General features: G+C 71.6%; 15 protein-coding genes. 6 read left to right on the top strand and 9 right to left on the bottom strand.

Going from position 1 to position 19,359, the window contains the following annotated elements; all coding sequences use genetic code 11:
- Positions 1–11 precede the first annotated feature (11 nt).
- From rpsR to rpsF, 3 genes are all read right to left on the bottom strand, one after another.
- Positions 12–251 carry a 30S ribosomal protein S18 gene (gene rpsR, locus ACQUFX_RS25800; protein ID WP_013289355.1) on the bottom strand — a complete coding sequence of 80 codons (240 nt, stop codon included), beginning with the start codon at positions 249–251 and terminating at the stop codon, positions 12–14.
- A gap of 41 nt (positions 252–292) precedes the next feature.
- The gene (locus tag ACQUFX_RS25795; protein WP_211271992.1) at positions 293–826 is read right to left on the bottom strand and encodes a single-stranded DNA-binding protein; all 534 of its coding nucleotides are present in this window, start codon (positions 824–826) and stop codon (positions 293–295) included.
- Positions 827–905: 79 nt separating this feature from the next.
- Positions 906–1,196, bottom strand: coding sequence for a 30S ribosomal protein S6 (rpsF, locus tag ACQUFX_RS25790; protein ID WP_067367833.1), 291 nt, complete (start codon positions 1,194–1,196; stop codon positions 906–908).
- A 746-nt stretch (positions 1,197–1,942) separates the two neighbouring features.
- On the opposite strand from rpsF, the gene ACQUFX_RS25785 reads away from it, so the two are divergent.
- Both ACQUFX_RS25785 and ACQUFX_RS25780 read left to right on the top strand, forming a co-directional pair.
- Positions 1,943–2,734, top strand: a complete 792-nt coding sequence (locus tag ACQUFX_RS25785) for a deoxyribonuclease IV (RefSeq protein WP_428962829.1) — start codon at positions 1,943–1,945, stop codon at positions 2,732–2,734.
- 467 nt (positions 2,735–3,201) lie between these two features.
- On the top strand, positions 3,202–5,313 hold the full coding sequence (locus ACQUFX_RS25780) for a hypothetical protein (protein ID WP_428962828.1): 2,112 nt from the start codon (positions 3,202–3,204) through the stop codon (positions 5,311–5,313).
- 97 nt (positions 5,314–5,410) lie between these two features.
- Here ACQUFX_RS25780 and ACQUFX_RS25775 read toward each other — a convergent pair whose 3' ends face one another.
- The 3 genes from ACQUFX_RS25775 to ACQUFX_RS25765 form a co-directional block, all read right to left on the bottom strand.
- Entirely contained in the window at positions 5,411–6,922 is a 1,512-nt protein-coding gene (locus tag ACQUFX_RS25775) for a glycosyltransferase family 87 protein (protein ID WP_428962827.1), read from the bottom strand.
- Between the two features lie 95 nt (positions 6,923–7,017).
- A complete protein-coding gene (locus tag ACQUFX_RS25770) occupies positions 7,018–9,933 on the bottom strand; it encodes a transglycosylase domain-containing protein (protein ID WP_428962826.1) in 2,916 nt (971 codons plus the stop codon).
- Between the two features lie 197 nt (positions 9,934–10,130).
- Entirely contained in the window at positions 10,131–10,604 is a 474-nt protein-coding gene (locus tag ACQUFX_RS25765) for a DUF5318 domain-containing protein (protein WP_428962825.1), read from the bottom strand.
- Positions 10,605–10,798: 194 nt separating this feature from the next.
- On the opposite strand from ACQUFX_RS25765, the gene ACQUFX_RS25760 reads away from it, so the two are divergent.
- The gene (locus ACQUFX_RS25760) at positions 10,799–11,437 is read left to right on the top strand and encodes a PadR family transcriptional regulator (protein WP_428967076.1); all 639 of its coding nucleotides are present in this window, start codon (positions 10,799–10,801) and stop codon (positions 11,435–11,437) included.
- A gap of 23 nt (positions 11,438–11,460) precedes the next feature.
- Positions 11,461–12,540: an inositol-3-phosphate synthase gene (locus ACQUFX_RS25755; protein ID WP_067367849.1), complete on the top strand. Its 1,080-nt coding sequence runs from the start codon at positions 11,461–11,463 to the stop codon at positions 12,538–12,540.
- A 129-nt stretch (positions 12,541–12,669) separates the two neighbouring features.
- On the opposite strand, the gene ACQUFX_RS25750 is transcribed toward ACQUFX_RS25755, so the two are convergent.
- Complete coding sequence (locus ACQUFX_RS25750; RefSeq protein WP_428962824.1) at positions 12,670–13,176, bottom strand: methylated-DNA--[protein]-cysteine S-methyltransferase; 507 nt, start codon at positions 13,174–13,176, stop codon at positions 12,670–12,672.
- 125 nt (positions 13,177–13,301) lie between these two features.
- On the opposite strand from ACQUFX_RS25750, the gene ACQUFX_RS25745 reads away from it, so the two are divergent.
- Positions 13,302–13,823, top strand: a complete 522-nt coding sequence (locus tag ACQUFX_RS25745) for a hypothetical protein (protein ID WP_428967075.1) — start codon at positions 13,302–13,304, stop codon at positions 13,821–13,823.
- Between the two features lie 21 nt (positions 13,824–13,844).
- A complete protein-coding gene (locus ACQUFX_RS25740) occupies positions 13,845–15,377 on the top strand; it encodes a flotillin family protein (protein ID WP_428962823.1) in 1,533 nt (510 codons plus the stop codon).
- 105 nt (positions 15,378–15,482) lie between these two features.
- Here the strand turns inward: ACQUFX_RS25740 and ACQUFX_RS25735 are convergent, their stop codons facing one another.
- Together ACQUFX_RS25735 and ACQUFX_RS25730 are read right to left on the bottom strand one after the other, a co-directional pair.
- On the bottom strand, positions 15,483–17,522 hold the full coding sequence (locus ACQUFX_RS25735; RefSeq protein ID WP_428962822.1) for a S8 family serine peptidase: 2,040 nt from the start codon (positions 17,520–17,522) through the stop codon (positions 15,483–15,485).
- Between the two features lie 262 nt (positions 17,523–17,784).
- A complete protein-coding gene (locus ACQUFX_RS25730; RefSeq protein ID WP_428962821.1) occupies positions 17,785–19,245 on the bottom strand; it encodes a CCA tRNA nucleotidyltransferase in 1,461 nt (486 codons plus the stop codon).
- Between the last annotated feature and the right edge of the window lie 114 nt (positions 19,246–19,359).

Below are 19,359 nucleotides of genomic sequence, written 5' to 3'. Positions count from 1 at the left end.
GGTGCCTCCTCTCAGCGGGTGGTGGCCGTGTACGGCAGGAGCGCCATCTCACGGGCGTTCTTGACCGCACGGGCGATCTGCCGCTGCTGCTGCGAGGTCACGCCGGTCACCCGCCGAGCGCGGATCTTGCCGCGGTCGGAGATGAACTTGCGCAGCAGCGCGGTGTCCTTGTAGTCGATGTACGTGATCCCGTCCTTGTCGAGCGGGTTCACCTTCTTCTTCGGTTTGCGAAGTGCAGCGGCCTTGGCCATTGCTCGGGCTCCTGGTTTGCGATCGCGGGCGCTCGGCGCCATTAGAACGGGGGCTCCTCGTCGAAGTTGCCGCCGCCCGAACCACCGCGCGAGGGAGCCGGGGCAGCCGAGGCCCAGGGGTCGTCGAAGTTGCCTCCGCCGCCACCCTGGCCACCACCGCCACCACCGAAGCCGCCGCCACCGCCGCCGGAGCGGGACATCTTCTGCACCTTCGCCGTGGCGTAGCGCAGCGACGGGCCGATCTCGTCGACCTCCAGCTCGATGACCGTGCGCTTCTCACCCTCGCGGGTCTCGTACGACCGCTGCTTGAGCCGGCCGGACACGATCACCCGGGCGCCGCGCTGCAGCGACTCGGCGACGTGCTCGGCGGCCTGCCGCCAGACCGTGCACGAGAGGAACAACGGCTCGCCGTCCTTCCACTCGTTCGACGCGCGGTCCATGAACCGGGGCGTCGAGGCGACCCGGAACTTGGCGACCGCAGCCCCGGAGGGGGTGAACCGCAACTCGGGGTCATCGGTCAGGTTGCCGATGACCGTGATGGTGGTGTCTCCTGCCATGACCATCTCCTCGCGCACTCGTCAGTTCGTCGTACAGGCTCGCAGAGGCGTACGACAGCGCCGACGAGGCTGATCCGGGCGTTTACGGGATTGACTGCTAGCGCATCTCCGGCCGGATGACCTTGGTGCGCAGCACGGACTCGTTGAGCCGGAGCTGACGGTCCAGCTCGGCCACCGCCGCCGGCGTCGCCTGCAGGTCGATGACGGCGTAGATGCCCTCGGTCTTCTTGTCGATCTCGTACGCGAGGCGCCGGCGGCCCCAGACGTCGGTCTTCTCGACCGAGCCACCCGCGGTCCGGATCACGTTCAGGTACGTGTCGAGCGACGGGGCGACGGTGCGCTCCTCGAGGCTGGAGTCGAGGATCACCATGACTTCGTAATGACGCAAGACGTGCTCACCTCCTGTGGGCTATGCGGCCACGGTCCTTCCGTGGCAGGAGGTCGTGCGTCGCGGCCCGCTCCGGGGCCAGGGGATCCTGACCGGACGCGGACAACCGGACCAGGATACCCGGTGCGGACGATCACTCTCCGAGGTGCCCGCCCGACCCGCACGACGCCTCTCCGGCGAGCCCTCCCGAGCGACCCTCGACCGCGACGGCGGCCCGACCGCGATGGCCGCCGGCAGCCGGGGGCGGCAGGCCCGGTCATGGCGGCCCGTCGGGGCCCGGCCCGAGCGTCGCCGGCCCGACGGCGACAGGGGCCCGCCTCCGGCACCGAAGTGCGGGCGGGCCCCTGTCGACGGGACCGCGGGGCGTCCCGTCCGCATTCCTTGGGTGGGACCTGGGGAGGAACGACCACACCGATGAGGTTGGACCGAAGACGCCCCGCGGAGCTTTATTGCGTTGTTATCCAACGGTACAACGGGTCTCGTCACCTTGATGGGTAAATGCGGTAATTTTCTGGTAGACCCGTTCTGGTCGGTTCGAGGCCCGCGTCTCACGGCGGCGCGGCCCACGGCCGGGCGGCTGCGCCGGCCCCCCGAGTCGGCCGGCGCAGCCGGCATCGATCTCTCTCGTCGTTCAACGACGGCACGCTCCGCCGGTGACGCGCACCCCGCACAACCGCCCGGCGCGCGACCCGAAACCGACACCGCCGTCATCCCGTGGCTGGGTGACGCGACGTAGGCTCGCCTGCATGCGCATCGGAGCCCACGTCGATCCGGCCGATCCACTGGCGGAGGCGGCCAGCCGCGCCGCGGAGGCCGTGCAGTTCTTCCTCGCCGACCCGCAGGGCTGGAAGGCGCCGGTGCCGCGACCGGACGCGGAACGGTTGCGGGCCGCCGAGGTCGACCTCTACGTGCACGCGCCGTACGTGATCAACGTGGCCACGCTCAACAACCGGATCCGCATCCCCAGCCGCAAGCTGCTGCTGGCGCACGCCACGGCGGCGGCGACCATCGGCGCCACGGGGCTGATCGTGCACGGTGGTCACGTCAACGCCGGTGACGACCTGGCGGTCGGCTTCGACAACTGGCGCAAGACCTTCGCGTACGCGGCCGAATCAGGTGGGTTCCAGGTGCCCGTCCTGATCGAGAACACCGCCGGTGGGGACAACGCCTGCGCCCGGCGGCTCGACGCGCTGGCCCGGCTCTGGGACGCGATCGGCGAGTACGGGGTGGGCTTCTGCCTGGACACCTGTCACGCGCACGCCGGCGGCGAGGAACTGCTCGGGCTGGTGGACCGGATCAAGGCGATCACCGGGCGGATCGACCTGGTGCACGCGAACAACTCGAAGGACGCCTTCGGTTCCGGCCGGGACCGGCACGACAACCTCGCCGGCGGCACGATCGACCCGGACCTGGTGGTCGCGGTGATCCGGGCGGCCGGTGCGCCGGTCATCGTGGAGACCCCCGGCGGCGCGGTCCGGCAGGGCGAGGACATCACCTTCCTGCGGGACCAGCTCGGCGCGGAGGCTCCGGCCGCATGACCACCGAGCAGTCCGACGCGACGGGCGGCCGCCGCCCCGCCACAGACACCGAGCCCGGAAAGCCGACGGCGACGCCCAGCAGCCGGGCCGACAGCACCGGTACGCCGGACGGGCCCGGCAGGCCGGCTGATCCCGGCGCGCCGAGCAAGCCGGGTACTCCTGCCGTGGCGGGTGAGCCAAGCGCTCCTGTCGCGGCGGGCAAGCCGGGAACGGCAGATCAGCCGGCCGCCTCGGACGAGAAGGCCGGAGCCGGCCAGGCCACGGCCGCCGGCGACAAGGCCACTGCCAGGGGTGACACAGCCGGAGCCGGGGACAGTAGGGCCACCACGGGAGCCGACACCGCCCCGGGAGCCGACACCGCCGCCGGAGCCGACAAGGCAGCGCCGGACAAGGCAGCGACCGACAAGGCAGCGACCGACAAGGGCGCCGCTGGGGCCGACAAGAGCGTCGGTGGTGCCGGCAAGGCGGTGGGGGCCACGAGCACCGCCGACGGAAGCGAGACCCCCGTCGGGGGCAGCACGGCCAAGGACGGCCTGACCGGGGCCCCGGCGAGCGCGGCCGGCACGACGGCCGAGGGCGGCAAGGCAGGCACCAAGGACAGCGCGGCCGCCGGGGACGGCACGGCCGGCACCAAGGACGGCACGGCAGGCCCGAAGGACAGCACGGCCGGCACCAAGGACAGCACGGCGGACCCGAAGGACGGCAAGGCCGGTGCCAAGGCCGGCGCGGCGGGTCCGAAGGATGGCAAGGACAGCAAGGGCGACGCCAAGGACGGCAAGGCGGCCGGGGAGAAGAAGCCGGAGCCGGAACGGTGGGAGGCGTTCGGGCCGGCCCCGGCGCCGGTACCCACCCGGGTGGGCCGGGCGGTCCGGGCCGTGGGTCGCCTGCTGGTCCACGAGTGGACGCTGGCCGTGGTCGGGGCGCTGGCGCTCGCGGTGGCGATGACCTGGCCGACGCTGCGCTACCCGCTGCACACGCTGCCCCAGGACTACTGGGACCCGAGCCTCCAGGCCTGGCAGATGGCCTGGTCGGGGCACATCCTGCTGACCAACCCGGGTCAGTTGTGGCACGCCAACACGTTCTTCCCCGAGTCGTGGAGCTTCGCCTTCTCGGACACCCTGCTCGGGTACGCGCCGGCCGGGATGATCGGTACCGGGCCGGAGGCGGCGATCCTCCGGTACAACATCGTGTTCGTGCTGGCCCACGCGCTGGCCACGCTGGGGGCGTACGCGCTGGCCCGGCAGCTCGGTGCGGGCCGGATCGGCGGCGCGGTGGCCGGGGTCGGCTTCGCGTACGCGCCGTGGCTGCTCGCCCAGGCCGGCCACCTGCACGTGATCTCCAACGGCGGCATCCCGCTGGCCCTGGCCATGCTGGCCCGGGGACACGGCTGGTCGTTGCGGTACGGGTACCGGCCCCGACGGCGGCACGAGGCCTGGGTGTACGCCGGTTGGCTGGTCGCCGCGTGGCAGCTCAGCCTCGGCTTCGGCATCGGGCTGCCGTTCGCGTACTTCCTCGGTGGCACGGTGCTGGTCACGGCGGTCGTCTGGTTCCTGCGGCGGTACCTGATCCGGCCGGTGAAGCGCCCGTTCGGCACCCGGCTCCTCGTCGCCGACGTGGTCGGCGGGCTGCTCTTCGCGGCGGTCGGCGTGCTGCTGGCCATCCCGTACTTCAAGGTGGCCGAGCTGCACCCGAACGCGGAGCGGACCCTCGGCGACATCGACATCTACTCGCCGCCGCTGTCGGGCTTCTTCACCGCGCCCGGCGAGTCCCGCATCTGGGGTGCCCTGCACGAGGGGGCGCGGGCGGCGCTGCCGTGGCCGCCGGAGATGACCCTGCTGCCGGGCTTCGTGCTGTACGCGCTCGCCGCCGGTGGCCTCTTCTTCTCGGTCTGGAAGCTACGGCACCGGCTGTACCTGCTGGCCGGGGTGCTGGTGACCGTGATCCTGGCGATGGGCACGCAGTTCTTCGACGGCACGTTCACCTACGCGCCGCTCTTCGAGCACCTGCCGGGCTGGAACGGGCTGCGCACGCCGGGGCGGCTGATGCTCTGGACGACACTGCTGCTCGGCCTGCTCGCCGCCGGCGCGGTCACCGCCTTCTGCCAGCGGGTCCGCGAACTCGCCGCGCAGCGCATCCCGTCCTGGCCGGGGCCGTGGCTGCGGCTGGCCACCCTGCTGCCGCTACTCCTGGTGATCGTGGAGGGCCTGAACACCACCCCGCACCCGGTGGTGCCGCCGCAACCCGCCGTGCTGCGGACCGTGGACGGCCCGTTGCTGGTGCTGCCGAGCAGCCAGAACCACGACCAGCCGGTGATGATCTGGACGACCACGAAGTTCCAGGACGTGGTCAACGGGGGCAGTGGCTTCACCCCGGCCCAGTTGGCGGACGTCCGGCGGGTCACGCTGAACTTCCCGGACCAGGTCAGCGTCGACTACCTGCGCACCCTCGGCGTCAACAACGTCGTGCTGGTCCGCGACCAGCTCGCCGGTACGCCCTGGGAGGCGACCGTCGACCTGCCGGTCGAACAGTTCGGGATCACCCGGGAGGAGGTCGGCGACACCGTCGTCTACCGCCTGTGACAGCCACCACCCACATCACCGGAATCGAATGACGTCGGCGTCGCGCCGGTGTGCCGCAGTGCCCGGTGGGCACCGCGGCACACACCGGCGTCTCCGGTCAGGCCGGCACCGGTTCCTGTGGGCGCTCGACGGGCGGCGCGGACCGACGCCACCGGGCCACCCAGGGTGCGTCCTCGGCCCCGTCGAGTGGGCCGCCGTCCGGATCGTCCGGGTAGTTCTTCCGGACGGCGTCCAGCTCGGGGTTGAGGACCTCTCGGATGATCATGATGCAGAGCACCAGGACCGTGACCCAGCGCAACGACGCGGCGAGCACGAAGACACCCTCGGGGAAGACGGGCGTGCCGGTGGAGGTGCCGAGCAGCTCGCCGTAGAAGGCGACGAAGTAGCCGACCTCGGCGAGTTGCCAGGCGAGGAAGGCACCCCACTTCGGCCGGGCCAGCACCAGCAGCGGCAGCAGCCAGAGCACGAACTGCTGCGACCACACCTTGCTGGTGAGCAGGAAGGCGGCGACGACGAGGAAGGCGAGCGGGGCCAGCCGGGGCCGCACGGGCGCCCGCACGGCCAGCACCGCCACGCCGAGGCAGGCCAGGCCGAACAGGGCGTACGACAGGTAGTTGAGGGTGTGGACGTTGGCGCTGAGCCACTCGAACGGCCCCATCGACCCCGGGCCGCCCAGGTTGACCCGGCCGTCCAGGTACCGGCCGATGTACCAGAGGGTGCCCCAGTCGATCGGCCGGGTGCTGTTCAGCTCGAAGAACCGGCCCCAGCCGTCCGGGTAGAGCAACGCCACCGGCAGGTTCACCGCGACCAGCGTGGCCAGGCCGGTACCGAGGGCGGTCAGCGCGGCCCGGACCCGCCCGGATCGCAGCCCGAGCACCAGGATCGGGCCGAGGATGAAGATGGGGAACATCTTGGCCGCGCCGGCCAGGCCCAGCACGACCCCGGCGACCACCGGTTTCCGCCGGGCCCAGGCGAGCACGCCGAAGGCGGCCAGCCCGATCGCGAGCAGGTCCCAGTTGACGGTGGCGGTGAGCAGCAGGGCGGGTGAGAGCGCGAAGAGCGCCGCGTCCCAGGGTCGTCGGCGGCGCAGGGAGAGGATCACCGCGACGGTGGCCACCGCGAGCGCGCTGAGCACCAGGGCGTTCGCGTTGTACGCCCACTGCCCCTGGTTGATCTCCGGGTTGTCCCGCCCGAGGTAGTACACCGGCAGGCCGAGCACGCCCATGAAGGCGCCGGTGAGCACCGGGTACTCGACCGGGTGGTCCCGGTAGGGAACCTTGCCCTCGTTGAGGCCCTCGGCGTAGTAGAGCGCCAGCACGTCGGAGTAGCAGAACCGGGTGTACTGCACGTTGTTCTGCCAGGCGCCGCTGTGACAGGGCGACTTCTGCACCCAGTGCAGGACGAGGGTCAGGCAGACCAGGGCGAGCACGACCCGGGCCACCGTCCAGAACCGTTGCTCGGCCCGGGCCGGGCGGTCGAGCGACGTCGCGTGGTCGCCGAGCGGTCCGCCGATCACCTGGGAGAGGCCGTGGACGAAACCGTCGGAGCGGGACGGGTGGTCGCGCGTCGCGGACTCGTCATCGACGCCTGCCGTGGGCTGGGTGCTCATGACCAGTCATCCTGCCGTATCGACAACCGCGACAGAAGGTCATCGGGCGGAGAACGCCGTCGGCGGCCGGAGTTCTCCGGCCGCCGACTGTGAAATCAATCCTGGTCGCTACCTCTGGTCGGTCCGCCCGGGAGGAACCGGCCGGGATTCGGTGGGTTGTCCCCTCCGGGGCCGGGACCACCCCCGCCGGGGTTGTTCCCCCCGTCGCCGGGGTTGCCCCCGCCGTTGTTCCCGCCACCGTTGTTCCCGCCACCCCGGCAGAAGATGTCGGTGAGCGGGTTGCAGTTGGGGTTGTCGGGCGTCTCGGGGTTGGTCGGCGGGGGCGGCGGAGGCGGTGCCACGCCGTTGCCGGCCTCCTGGTCACCCATGCCGGTGATGCTCGGCAGCGGCTCGGCGTCCTTGCCCTTCAGCGCGTCGTCCATGTACCGCTTGAACAGCTTGGCCGGGATGCTGCCACCACCGATGTTGTCGCGGTTCCGGTCGACGATGGTGGGCTTTTCCGGGTCCCGGCTGCCGATCCAGACCGCCGTGGCCAGTTGCGGCGTGTAACCGACCATCCAGGCGTGCGCGTTCTTGCTGGTGCTGTTCCACTCCCAGGTACCGGTCTTGGCGGCGGCCTGCCGGTTGTCCAGCCGGCCGTTGCTGCTGCGCTGGTGGATCTCCTTGAGCACCGCGGTCACCTCGTCGGCGACGTCCTTGCGGATCCGCCGCTCCGGGTCGAGCTTCTCCCCGGTGCCGGTGACCTTCTCCCACTTGCCGGTGTCCTTGTTCTGCCGCTCCACCGACAGCACGAAGTGCGCCTTGTTGTAGATGCCGCCGCTGGCCAGGGTGGCCAGGCCGTTGGCGTGATCCAGCACGGTCACGGGGAACTGCCCGTACCCGACGACCCGGTCGAACCGCTTCGGGGCGAGATCCTCGGGCTTGTTCTTCATCAGGTCGTACGGCTTCGGAGGGTCGACGGTCCACATGGTGCCGACGCCGGCCTGGCGGGCCATGTTGACGACCTTGTCCGAGCCGATCTTCTCGGTCAGGTGGAAGAACGGCACGTTGTACGACTCGACGGTGGAGACCTCCAGGGTGCAGTTCTTGCCACAGATGCCGGCGCCCCGGTTCGCGTTCTGGATCTGGTTCTCGTACCCCTCGGGCTTGAACGGGGTGGCGTCCCAGCGGGACTTGACCGAGATGCCGGCGTCCACGGCGGCGGCCAGGGTGTAGACCTTGAACGACGAGCCCGGCGGGTGACCGCCGATGATGTCGCCGTTCTGGTTGGTGTTCTTGCCGGCGTAGTCGTGGCCGGTGCCGTCGTCACCGCCGTAGTAGGCGAGCACCCGGCCGTTGCGCGGGTCGATGGAGACCACCGCGGACTGGAGGTTGTCCGGCTCGCCGTCCAGCACCGAGCCCTTGCGGTCCGGCTGGGCGGCCTTCTCCAGGGCGGTCTGCATCTTCGGGTCGATGGTGGTGCGGATCCGGTACCCGCCGTCGCGCAGCTCGTCGACGCAGTTCGGCTTCCCCTCCGCGCCGCTGTTGGTGCAGATGCCCCACTGCTCCAGCTCGGCCCGGACGTAGTTGATCACGTTGCCCCGGGGGGTCTTGACGCCGAACCCGTTGTCCTTGGCCGGCTTCTGCACCTTCGGGTACTCGGCGGGACGCTCGGCGGCGGTGATCCACCCCTCGGCCTGCATGCCGTCCAGCACGTAGGTCCAGCGGGCCTGGGCCTCGGGGAGGTTGACCGCCGGGTCGAACCCCTTGTGGGTCGTGCTGGCCACCGGCTGCTTGATCACCGCGGCGAGCACCGCGCCCTCGGCGACGGTGAGGTCCTTGGCCTTCTTCTTGAAGTACGCGCCGGCCGCCGCCTCGATGCCGTACGCGCCGCGCCCGAAGTAGATCACGTTCAGGTAGTGCTGCATGATCTCGGGCTTGGTCATGCTGTCGTTCAGCTTGGAGGCGAGGATCGCCTCCTTCACCTTCCGGGCGTACGTGTCGTCCCGCAGGTTCTCGAACGCGTTGCGGGCGTACTGCTGGGTGATCGTGGAGGCACCCTGCTTGCTGCCGCCGGAGAGGTTGTTCCACGCGGCGCGGGCGATGCCCTTGTAGTCCACGCCGGAGTGCCGGTAGAAGTTCCGGTCCTCGGCGGCGGCCACCGCGTGCTGCACGTGCTCCGGGATGTCCTTGATGTTGACGATGGTGCGGTTCTCGTTGCCGAGCTTCGCCACGATGGTCTTGTTGTCGCTGGCGTAGACGGTCGTGGAGAGCGGAATCGGCACCTCGTTGGGGAGCACCACCGTGGTCGAGTAGTAGGTGAAGCCCACCACGCCGAGCCCGGCCAGCATGATGAAGACCGCGAAGCTGGCGATCAGGATGTTGATCCGTTTCCGCTTCTTCGCCCGGCGCGCCGCCGCCGGGTCACCGTCACCCGCGCCGCGCCGGCCACCCCGGCCGGGGCCGTTCGGCCCGCCGGGGCCACCCGGCCCACCCGGGCCACCGGAGACCGGGGAGACCGCGGCCCGCGCCACCGAGGCACGGCCGGCGGAGCCGACAGCGGCACCGCCCACCGCCGCCGAGCCGACGCTCGCCCGCCCCGTGCCGCCACCGACGCCGGCCCGGCCGGGGGAGCCGACGCTCGCCCGACCCGCCTGCCCGCCACCGACGCTGGCCCGGCCGGCCGGCCCGGCACCGGGGGCCGGGGAGACCGGCACCGAGGCCCGGCCGGAGCGCCCGGCCGGCGGCACACCGCCGGCCGGCGAGACCGGCACGGAGGCCCGGCCCGGCCCGGCCCGGCCCACCGACGCGCTACCGGACGGCGGGGCGGCGGCGCCACGCGGCGCCGGCGCGGACCCGCCCACCGAGGCACGACCGCCGGCGGCGGCCCGGGGCGCCACCGAAGCCCGCCCGGCCGACGCCGTACCGTCCTGCACAGGTGACCTGCCGCCCCCCTGCGGGCGGTACGCGTCGTCCGCGTCGGGGAACTGCGCCCGCCCGTATGGGGAACTGGGATCGCCGTACGAGTTCATTCCTCACACCCTGCCGGTCGCGGTGGGGCGTGGGAACGCCGCCACCGGTTTGCCGTGAGTTGAAACACCTGTCACCACGGCCGGCAGTCGCCGGGGCGAGGGGGGTGTTTCCGAAATAACGGGACCAATTGCGTCAAGGAGCTGTCGACCACCCCGCCCGCCGGTCAGGCCGCCGGAGCCGATCGAGTCAGCCAGCTTCACCGTTGCGCCTCTCGCCTTCGCCGAGGGGCCGGGCCGGTGCCCGCGCCGGGGACCCCCGAGCCGCCCACAGTGTCCTGCTCCGGCCCGTCCTCCGCGCCGTCGGTCGGCCCGTCCCGGCCGAGCAGGTACTGCTCGACGAGATGGTTCCAGTCACAACCGAGGCACACCTCCACCACGAAGACCTGGAACTCACGCAGCGTCATCGCCAGGGCGGGCAACTCGGCCCGGGTCCGGGCCTGGCCGGCGGACTGCTTGAGCTCGTCACCGTAAATGTAGTGGACGTGGGTCAGATTCTCGCTGCGGCAGATCGGGCAGCGCTCCTCGGTGGGCTCACCATGGAATCGCGCGGCGTTCTTCAGATACGGCGAGGCGTCACAGACGTCGTACGTGCCGACCCGGCCGGCGAGGAGCTCACGCAGCACCGCCCGCTTCTGGAGCGAGTAGTCGACCACCTGGCGAGACCCACGCATGCGGCAAAGGGTACGCGGTCTCCGACGGCGAGGCGACCGCCGTCACGATCCGTGAGGGCGGCGCGCCGAAATCGGGGGTTTGCCCTCGCCCCGGGGAGCCGCTACGGTGCGATGTATCGGTCCGATACATCGTGGTGCCACGCCGCCGGGCGACGCCACCGCGACACGTTCGTTTGGTGAGTGAGGGGTGGTCAGTGCTCGAACTCGCCATCCTGGGTCTCCTCCAGGAGGCCCCGATGCACGGCTACGAGCTGCGCAAGGAGCTGACCGCCAAGCTGGGGGCCATCCGGGCGGCCATCAGCTACGGGTCGCTCTACCCGACGCTGCGGCGGTTGCAGGCGGCGGGACTGATCACCGAGGCCGACGAGACACCCGCGACCGATCCGGAGGTGCCCGCGCTGACCAGCCGACGTGGTCGGGTGGTCTACAAGATCACTGCGGAGGGCAAGGAACGGTTCGCCGAGCTCATCGGGCAGGCCGGTCCCGAGACGTACGAGGACACGGGATTCGGCGTGCACTTCGCGTTCTTCGCCCGCACCGACCGGGCCACCCGGCTCCGGATCCTGGAGGGTCGGCGACGCAAGGTCGAGGAACGCCGCGAGGGCCTTCGCGACGTGCTCGGCCGGGCGGCCGAACGCCTCGACGCGTACACCCTGGAGCTGCAGCGTCACGGCCTGGAGGCCTGTGAGCGCGAGGTCCGCTGGCTGGAGGAGCTCATCGCCAACGAGCGCTCCGGCCGCGCCCCGGCCGCCCCGCACACCGGGACGGCCGGCGGCCCACGAGATGACACCAGCCCGCCCCCGCCTGGAGAGTCCAGGACAGAGCGGCCGTGATGAAGAAGAAGGAGGCAGACGCTATGGGCTCCGTCCGCGTCGCCATCGTCGGTGTGGGTAACTGCGCCTCGTCCCTGGTCCAGGGCGTGGAGTACTACCGGAACGCCGACCCGAACGACCGCGTCCCGGGTCTCATGCACGTCACCTTCGGCGACTACCACGTCTCGGACGTGGAGTTCGTGGCGGCGTTCGACGTGGACGCCAAGAAGGTGGGCATGGACCTCGCGGAGGCGATCGTCGCCAGCGAGAACAACACCATCAAGCTCTGCGACGTACCGCCGACCGGCGTCACCGTGCAGCGCGGCCCGACCTTCGACGGTCTGGGCCAGTACTACCGGGAGATCGTCCAGGAGTCCGGCGCCGAGCCGGTCGACGTGGCGCAGGCGCTGCGCGACGCCCAGGTCGACGTGGTCGTCTCCTACCTGCCGGTCGGTTCCGAGCAGGCCGACAAGTTCTACGCCCAGGCGGCGATCGACGCGGGCTGCGCCTTCGTCAACGCCCTGCCGGTCTTCATCGCCTCCGACCCCGAGTGGGCGCAGAAGTTCACCGACGCCGGGCTGCCGATCGTCGGCGACGACATCAAGAGCCAGGTCGGGGCGACCATCGTGCACCGGGCCCTGGCGAAGCTCTTCGAGGACCGGGGTGTCGAGCTGCTGCGCACGTACCAGCTCAACTTCGGCGGCAACATGGACTTCATGAACATGCTGGAGCGCAACCGCCTGGTCTCGAAGAAGATCTCGAAGACCCAGTCGGTGACCTCCCAGGTGCCGCACGAGATGGCCAAGAGCGATGTGCACATCGGCCCGTCGGACCACGTGCCGTGGCTGGACGACCGCAAGTGGGCGTACATCCGCCTGGAGGGCCGTTCCTTCGGTGACACCCCGCTCAACGCCGAGCTGAAGCTCGAGGTGTGGGACTCGCCGAACTCGGCCGGCGTGATCATCGACGCGGTCCGCGCCGCGAAGATCGCCCTGGACCGGAAGATCGGCGGCCCGATCCTGTCGGCCTCGTCGTACTTCATGAAGTCCCCGCCCGTGCAGTACGCCGACCACGACGCGCACGCCGCCGTCGAGGCGTTCATCGCCGGTGAGGTCGAGCGCTGACCCGCTGACCAGCGACACCAGCAGTACGGCCGTGGGGCCGGGTCCCGGTGGATCCGGCCCCACGGCCGTCTGAGCGGTGGGGGCGGTGGGGCGGGTGGCAGGCGGCCCAGCCGCTCGGCGCGCGACAGGTCAGGACCAGGCCCGGCGCAGGGCCACCCCGGCCTCCAGCTCCAGCAGGGTGACCTTGCGGGGCAGGCCGCCGCCGAAGCCGACCAGTTTCCCGCCCGCACCCACGATCCGGTGGCACGGCACGATCACCGGGATCGGGTTCCGGTTGCACGCCACGCCGACCGCGCGGGCCGCCCCCGGGTCGCCGAGCGTCCGCGCCACCTCGCCGTAGGTGAGCGTCTCCCCGTACGGGATGCGGGTCATCTCCCGCCAGACCGCCCGCTCGAACTCCGACCCCTGGCGCACCACCAGCGGTACGGTGAATTCGGTCAGCTCACCCGCGAAGTACGCCCGCAGCTCCGCGACCACCCGCGCGTCCACCTCGTCCGCCGGCTCGGCACCGGGCTGGGAAGTCGCCGCCGCGTCGACGGCCGAACCGATCCGGCCGAAGTGCGTCGCGCACACCGCGGTCCCGTCGGTGGCCACCGAGAACTCGCCGATCGGGGAGTCGAGCACGGTCCAGCGCATCCGGCCATTGTCCGCCACCGCCCCGCCCGGACCTCCGGTGGGCCCGCCGCCCGGTCGGTCGCACCACCCGTCGACGGGGCTGCGGCACATCTCACACTGCCGCATGTTTGCGCAGCGTCGATACCCTGCGGGGCGTGGCGAACGGGACTCTGATCTTCCTCATCATCGGCGCGGTCGGCGTCGTGGTGCTGGCGCTCGCGCTGCTCGGCACCGAGTTGTTCGACGCGCTCGGCGGCGACGTCGACGGCCCGGTCTCCGTCGAGGTGGTCGCCGGCTTCACCGGCGCCTTCGGCTTCGGTGGGGCGATCGTCAACGAGTTGCTCGGCGCGGGCAGTCCCGCGCTGATCGCCGCGGCGGCGGGCGGCGGGGCGGCCGCGGCCATCCCCACCGCCTGGCTCGCGTCCCGGCTCAGCCGGGCGGCGCGGAACATGCGGACCGACCCCACCCCCACCCGCGACCACCTGGTCGGCGCGCTCGGGCTGGTGGTCACGCCGGTTCCCGCCGACGGGTACGGCGAGGTGCGGGTCCGGGTCGCCGGCCAGCCGGTCAAGCTCAACGCCCGCGCCGACCGACCGATCCCGGTCGGCACGCAGATCTTCGTGGTGCAGACGCTCAGCGAGACCAGTGTGCACGTCGAGACCTACTGAAAAACCTAGCTAGGGAGCCCCATGCCACTACTCATCGCCATCGGGGGCGCGGTCCTCCTCGTCCTCATCCTGGTCCTGTTCGTCCTCTCCCGGATCAAGGTCGCCGGCCCGAACGAGGCGTTCATCGTCACCGGTCGCAAGGGGCGGACCACCCAGGGTGCCGACGGTAGCCGGTCCACCGACAACTCCGGGCAGAAGGTCGTGCTCGGCGCCTCGGTCTTCGTCCTGCCCGTGGTGCAGAAGATCCAGACGCTCGACCTGTCCAGCCGCCGGATCGACGTCAGCATCAAGGGCGCGGTCAGCAAGCAGGGCATCCGGGCCGACCTCCAGGGCGTGGCGATCGTCAAGGTCGGCGGCACCGAGGACGCCATCCGCGCCGCCGCCCAGCGGTTCCTGCACCAGCAGGACGAGATCGAGGACTTCACCCGCGAGGTGCTGGCCGGTGCGCTCCGCTCGATCGTCGGCCGGCTCACCGTCGAGGAGGTCATCCGGGACCGGGCGGCGTTCGCCAGCGCGGTCGCCGAGGAGGCCGAGCACTCGATGACCAACCAGGGTCTGGTGCTGGACACCTTCCAGCTCCAGGACATCCTGGCCGAGGGGTCGTACCTGCAGGACCTGGGGCGGCCGGAGGCGGCCCGGGTGCTCAAGGACGCGGCGATCGCCGAGGCCCGCGCCCGCCAGCACGCCGAGCAGGAGCGCCTGCTCGCCGAGGAGGCGATCGCCGAGGCGAACCGGAACCTCTCGTTGAAGCAGGCCGCGATCCAGTCCGAGATCGACGCCGCGAAGGCCAAGTCGGCCGCCGCCGGCCCGCTGGCCCAGGCCGAGCGGGACCAGGCGATCCTCACCGAGCAGCAGAAGGTGGCCGAGCGCAACGCCGAGCTGAAGGAGCGCCAGCTCGACACCGAGGTCCGCAAGCCGGCCGACGCGGCCCGGTACAAGGTCGAGCAGGAGGCCGAGGCGGCCCGCAACGCGGCGGTGCTCAACGCCGACGCGCAGCGGCAGGCCACCATCGCCGCCGCGCAGGCCTCCGCCGAGCAGTCCCGGCTCACCGGCGAGGGTGAGCGGGCCCGCCGGGCGGCGCTGGCCGAGGCGAACGCGATCGAGGGTGCCAAGGAGGGTGAGGCCGAGCAGCGGCGCCGGACCGCGATCGCCGAGGCGATCGAGCGGGAGGGTCAGGCCGAGGCCGCCGCGATCCTGGCCAAGGGCCAGGCCGAGGCCGAGGCGATGGCCCGCAAGGCCGAGGCGTTCGGCGCGTACGGCGAGGCAGCCGTGCTGGACCTGCTGGTCAAGGTGCTGCCGCAGGTGGTCGAGGCGGCCAGCGCCCCGATCGGCGCGATCGACAAGATGACGGTCATCTCCACCGACGGCGCCTCCTCGCTGACCAAGTCGGTCGCCGGCAACGTCGCCCAGGGCCTCCAGCTCGGCAGCGACCTGACCGGTATCGACCTGACGAGCCTGCTGGCCAAGCTCGGCGCGTCGCAGAGCGTCGTCCCCACGACGGCGAACGGCGACACCGGCCGGGCCACGGTGGACGGCAGCACCGTGGCCCGCTGACCGGGACGGCGGTCCGGTCCCGTCCCCGGCCCGGAAACGGGCGGCGCCCGCCGGTACCACCCCCGTCGAGGGGCGGTACCGGCGGGCGCCGGTGTCACGGGTGGCTCAGACGGCGGCGACGAAGAACTTCTCGCCGTTGCCGAGGCCGAGGGTCTCGCTGCCCCAGTTGATGTTCTTGCTGGAGATCAACTGGCTGGTGCCGGCGCTGCCGGCGGTGACGGCCTGGTCGTCGACCAGGGCCCGCAGGTAGATCGTGCCGTCCTGGTTGTACTCCAGGAAGTCGAACACCTGCCAGCTACCGATCGAGGCGCTCCGGGCGATCAGCGGCTTGGTGCCCGAGCTCTCCGCGGTGACGTACTTGCCGTTGGAGAGGGCCTTGAGGGCGAAGAAGCCGCCGTCGAGGTTGACCACCTCGAACTTCTCCCAGCTGCCGACGCTCGTCTTGGTCGCGATCAGCGGGGACTTGCCGGTGCTGGGCGTCGTGACGAACTTGTTGCTCGCCTTCGACTTGATGCTGACCACCGGCGCCGGGGCGTCCAGGTCGAACTTCTCCCAGGTGCTGATGGTGGTCTTGCTGGCGATCAGCGCGGACTTGCCGGTGCTGGGGGTGGTCACGTACTTGCCGTTGACCTGGGCCTTCAGGCTGACCGTACCGTCGATGTTGTGCACGAGCTGGAACCTCTCCCAGCCACCGATCGCACTCGCCCGGGCCAGCAGCGGCTTGGTGCCCGAGCTCTGCGCGGACACGTACTTGCCGTTGGCCTTGGCGCGCAGGGCCACCAGGCCGGAGCCGGCGTCGACGATGTCGAACTTCTCCCAGCCACCGATGGCGGCGCCCTTGGCGAGCAGCGCGTCCTTGCCCGCGTTCTGCGCGGTGACGTAGAGGCCGTTGGAGCGGGCCTTGAACGCGAAGGAGCTCCGCGCCACGGAGTTCTTGCCGACCCGCAGCATCCGGTCGACCGAGCCGAGGGTGTCGTGCACGGCACCGGCGGAACCGTTGGTGACGATCGAGTCACGGACCTGCTTCGGGGTCCAGCCCGGGTTGCTCTGCAGCAGCAGCGCCGCCGCGCCCGCCACGTGCGGGGCGGCCATCGAGGTGCCGTTGAAGGCCACCGACCCGGAGGTGGTGCCCGCCTTCGCCGAGACGATGCTCACGCCCGGGGCGAAGATGTCGAGGCAGCGGCCGTAGTTGGAGAACCAGGCCCGGAAGTCGATCTTGTCCGTCGCCCCGACGGTGATCGCCGCCGGCACGTTCGCCGGGGAGATCTGGCAGGCGTCCTGCAGGCTGTTGCCGGCGGCCAGCACGTAGGTGATGCCGGCCGCGATGGAGCGCTTGACCGCGTCGTCGACCGCCTGGTTGATGCCGCCGAAGCCGAGGCTCATGTTCGCCACCGACGACTTGGCCGCGTTCGCGGTCACCCAGTCGATGCCGGCGAGGATCTGCTCGCTGGTGCCCCCGCCGTAGCAGTCGAGCACCCGGACCCCGACCAGCTTGACACCCTTGGCCACGCCGTACTTGGTGCCACCGACGGTGCCGGCGACGTGGGTGCCGTGACCGTCGCAGTCCTCGGCGACCGGGTCGTTGTCGATGAAGTCCCAGCCGTCGACCGCCCGGCCACCGAAGTCGCTGTGGTTGACGTCGATGCCGCTGTCCAGGACGTACACCGTCACGTTGCTGGCGGTGTTCGGGTACGTGTAGGTGTTGTTGGTCTTCGGGGTGACCTGGTCGACCCGGTCCAGCCCCCAGGGCGGGCTGGTCTGGGTGGCGCTGGCGGTGGCCTTCTGGACCTGCTCGACGTAGGCCACCGACGGGTCGGCGGCCAGCCGCTGCGCCTGGGCCCGGGTCATGGCGGCCGAGTAGCCGTTGAGGGCCTTGGTGTAGACCTGGCGGACCTTGCCGCCGTGGGCCTTGGTCAGCGCGGACGCGGTGGCGCGGGTCGCGCTGGCACTCGCCTTGTCCTTGAGGACGACGATGTACCGGTCGGGCACGGCGCCCGGGTTCTCCGCGCCGCGCACCGGTGCCCGCTTCGGGCCGGCCGGATCGGCCAGCGCGGCACCGCCGGTGGCGACGCAGGCGAAGGAGGTTGCGGAGACGAGCGCCAGCCCGGCCACCGCGGAGCGGCGCAGCACGCCACGATTTATCACTCAGTGACTCCCCGTTGGTCATCGCCGTCCTGACTGGACGGCGGGAGATGGGTCCACCGGCCGCGCGGCGACTCCGGCGGGCCGAGTAGATCCTGCACCATCATGGATGGTGGTCGACGGAATTTCCCTCATCCGATCGGTCGATACGCCGGCGTTTCGTCGTCAGGTTCCCGACTGACGGCACACCCTGCGCACACCGCCGGGCCGCGGCCCGGTCCGGGGTGGGGAGAGCGGGTCGGCTGACCGAGCCAGCCGCCGGGGATCAGTCGCGTACGCCCTGCTCGCGGGCCCAGCGCAGCAGCTCCGCCTCGGCGGCGTCGCGGTCCAGCGGGCCCCGCTCCAGGCGCAGTTCCTTGAGGTGCTTCCAGGCCTGCCCGACGATCGGCCCGGGCGGCACGCCGAGCAGCTCCATGATGGCGTTGCCGTCGAGGTCGGGGCGGACCCGGGCGAGGTCCTCCTCGGCCGCGATCCGGGCGATCCGCTCCTCCAGCGCGTCGTAGTCGCTGGCGAGCTGGGCCGCCTTGCGCCGGTTGCGGGTGGTGCAGTCCGAGCGGGTCAGCTTGTGCAGCCGGGGCAGCAGGTCCCCGGCGTCGGTGACGTACCGGCGCACCGCCGAGTCGGTCCACTCGCCCCGGCCGTACCCGTAGAAGCGCAGGTGCAGGCCGACCAGCTTGACCACCTGCGCGGTGACGTCCTTCGGGTAGCGCAGCGCCTTCATCCGGGCCTTGGTCAGCCGGGCGCCGACCACCTCGTGGTGGTGGAAGCTGACCCGGCCGTCCGACCCGACCGCCTTGGTCGCCGGCTTGCCCACGTCGTGCAGCAGCGCGGCCAGCCGCAGGACGACGTCGCAGCCGTCCTCCTCCAGGGCGACCGCGTTGTCGACCACGGTGAGGGTGTGCTCGTAGACGTCCTTGTGCTGGGCGTGCTCGTCGATCTCCAGCTTGAGCCCGGTCAGCTCCGGCAGGAACCGGTCGGCGAGCCCGGTGTCGACCAGCAGCCGCAGCCCGGTCACCGGGTCGGCCCCGCAGAGCAGCTTGGTGAACTCGTCCCGGATCCGCTCGGCGGTGATCCGGTCCAGGTCGGCGGCCATCCGGGTCATCGCCGAGCGGACGTCCGGGTGGACGGCGAAGCGGAGCTGCGCGGCGAACCGGGCCGCGCGCAGCATCCGCAGCGGGTCGTCGCCGAAGGACTCCGCCGGCGTACCCGGGGTACGAATGATCTTGGCGGCCAGGTCGTCCAGCCCACCGTACGGGTCGGTGAAGCGGTGCTCCGGCAGGCTCACCGCCATCGCGTTGACGGTGAAGTCCCGCCGCTTGAGATCCTCCACGAGGCTACTGCCGTACCGCACCACCGGGTTCCGGCTGACCTGGTCGTACGCCTCGGCCCGGAAGGTGGTGATCTCCAGCCGCAGCCCGTCGCGCTGGCAGCCGATGGTGCCGAACTCCCGCCCGGTCTCCCAGACCGACTCGGCCCAGCCCCGGATGATCCGCAGCGTCTGGTCGGGGTGGGCGTCGGTGCAGAAGTCGAGGTCGTCGCCGAGGCGACCGAGCAGGGCGTCCCGGACGGAACCCCCCACCAGATGCAGCTCGTGGCCGGCGTGCGCGAACCGGCGGCCCAGCTCGTCGGCGACCGGCGAGACCCGGAGCAGTTCGGCGACGGCGTTGCGCTGCGCGGCGGTGAGTTCGCGGCGGTCGGCGACAGGGGGTACGGAGGCTTCGGACATCGGATCGCCAGCCTATCGGGCGGTTCCGCGCTGATGTCCGCCGGGCGTGGGTAAGCGGCGGGGGTTGACTAAGGTCTGTGGCGTGCAGGCCGCGACCCGGCCCGACCTACCTCC

The sequence above is a fragment of the Micromonospora fluostatini genome (assembly GCF_050410825.1).
Lineage (GTDB): Bacteria > Actinomycetota > Actinomycetes > Mycobacteriales > Micromonosporaceae > Micromonospora > Micromonospora rosaria.
This window is presented reverse-complemented; position numbering and strand designations above follow the sequence as displayed.

Bases quoted from the DNA above. Each gene is read 5' to 3' on its own strand.
- rpsR (WP_013289355.1), bottom strand. From the start codon at position 251: ATGGCCAAGGCCGCTGCACTTCGCAAACCGAAGAAGAAGGTGAACCCG.
- ACQUFX_RS25785 (WP_428962829.1), top strand. From the start codon at position 1,943: ATGCGCATCGGAGCCCACGTCGATCCGGCCGATCCACTGGCGGAGGCG.
- ACQUFX_RS25775 (WP_428962827.1), bottom strand. From the start codon at position 6,922: ATGAGCACCCAGCCCACGGCAGGCGTCGATGACGAGTCCGCGACGCGC.
- ACQUFX_RS25770 (WP_428962826.1), bottom strand. From the start codon at position 9,933: ATGAACTCGTACGGCGATCCCAGTTCCCCATACGGGCGGGCGCAGTTC.
- ACQUFX_RS25765 (WP_428962825.1), bottom strand. From the start codon at position 10,604: ATGCGTGGGTCTCGCCAGGTGGTCGACTACTCGCTCCAGAAGCGGGCG.
- ACQUFX_RS25755 (WP_067367849.1), top strand. From the start codon at position 11,461: ATGGGCTCCGTCCGCGTCGCCATCGTCGGTGTGGGTAACTGCGCCTCG.
- ACQUFX_RS25750 (WP_428962824.1), bottom strand. From the start codon at position 13,176: ATGCGCTGGACCGTGCTCGACTCCCCGATCGGCGAGTTCTCGGTGGCC.
- ACQUFX_RS25740 (WP_428962823.1), top strand. From the start codon at position 13,845: ATGCCACTACTCATCGCCATCGGGGGCGCGGTCCTCCTCGTCCTCATC.
- ACQUFX_RS25730 (WP_428962821.1), bottom strand. From the start codon at position 19,245: ATGTCCGAAGCCTCCGTACCCCCTGTCGCCGACCGCCGCGAACTCACC.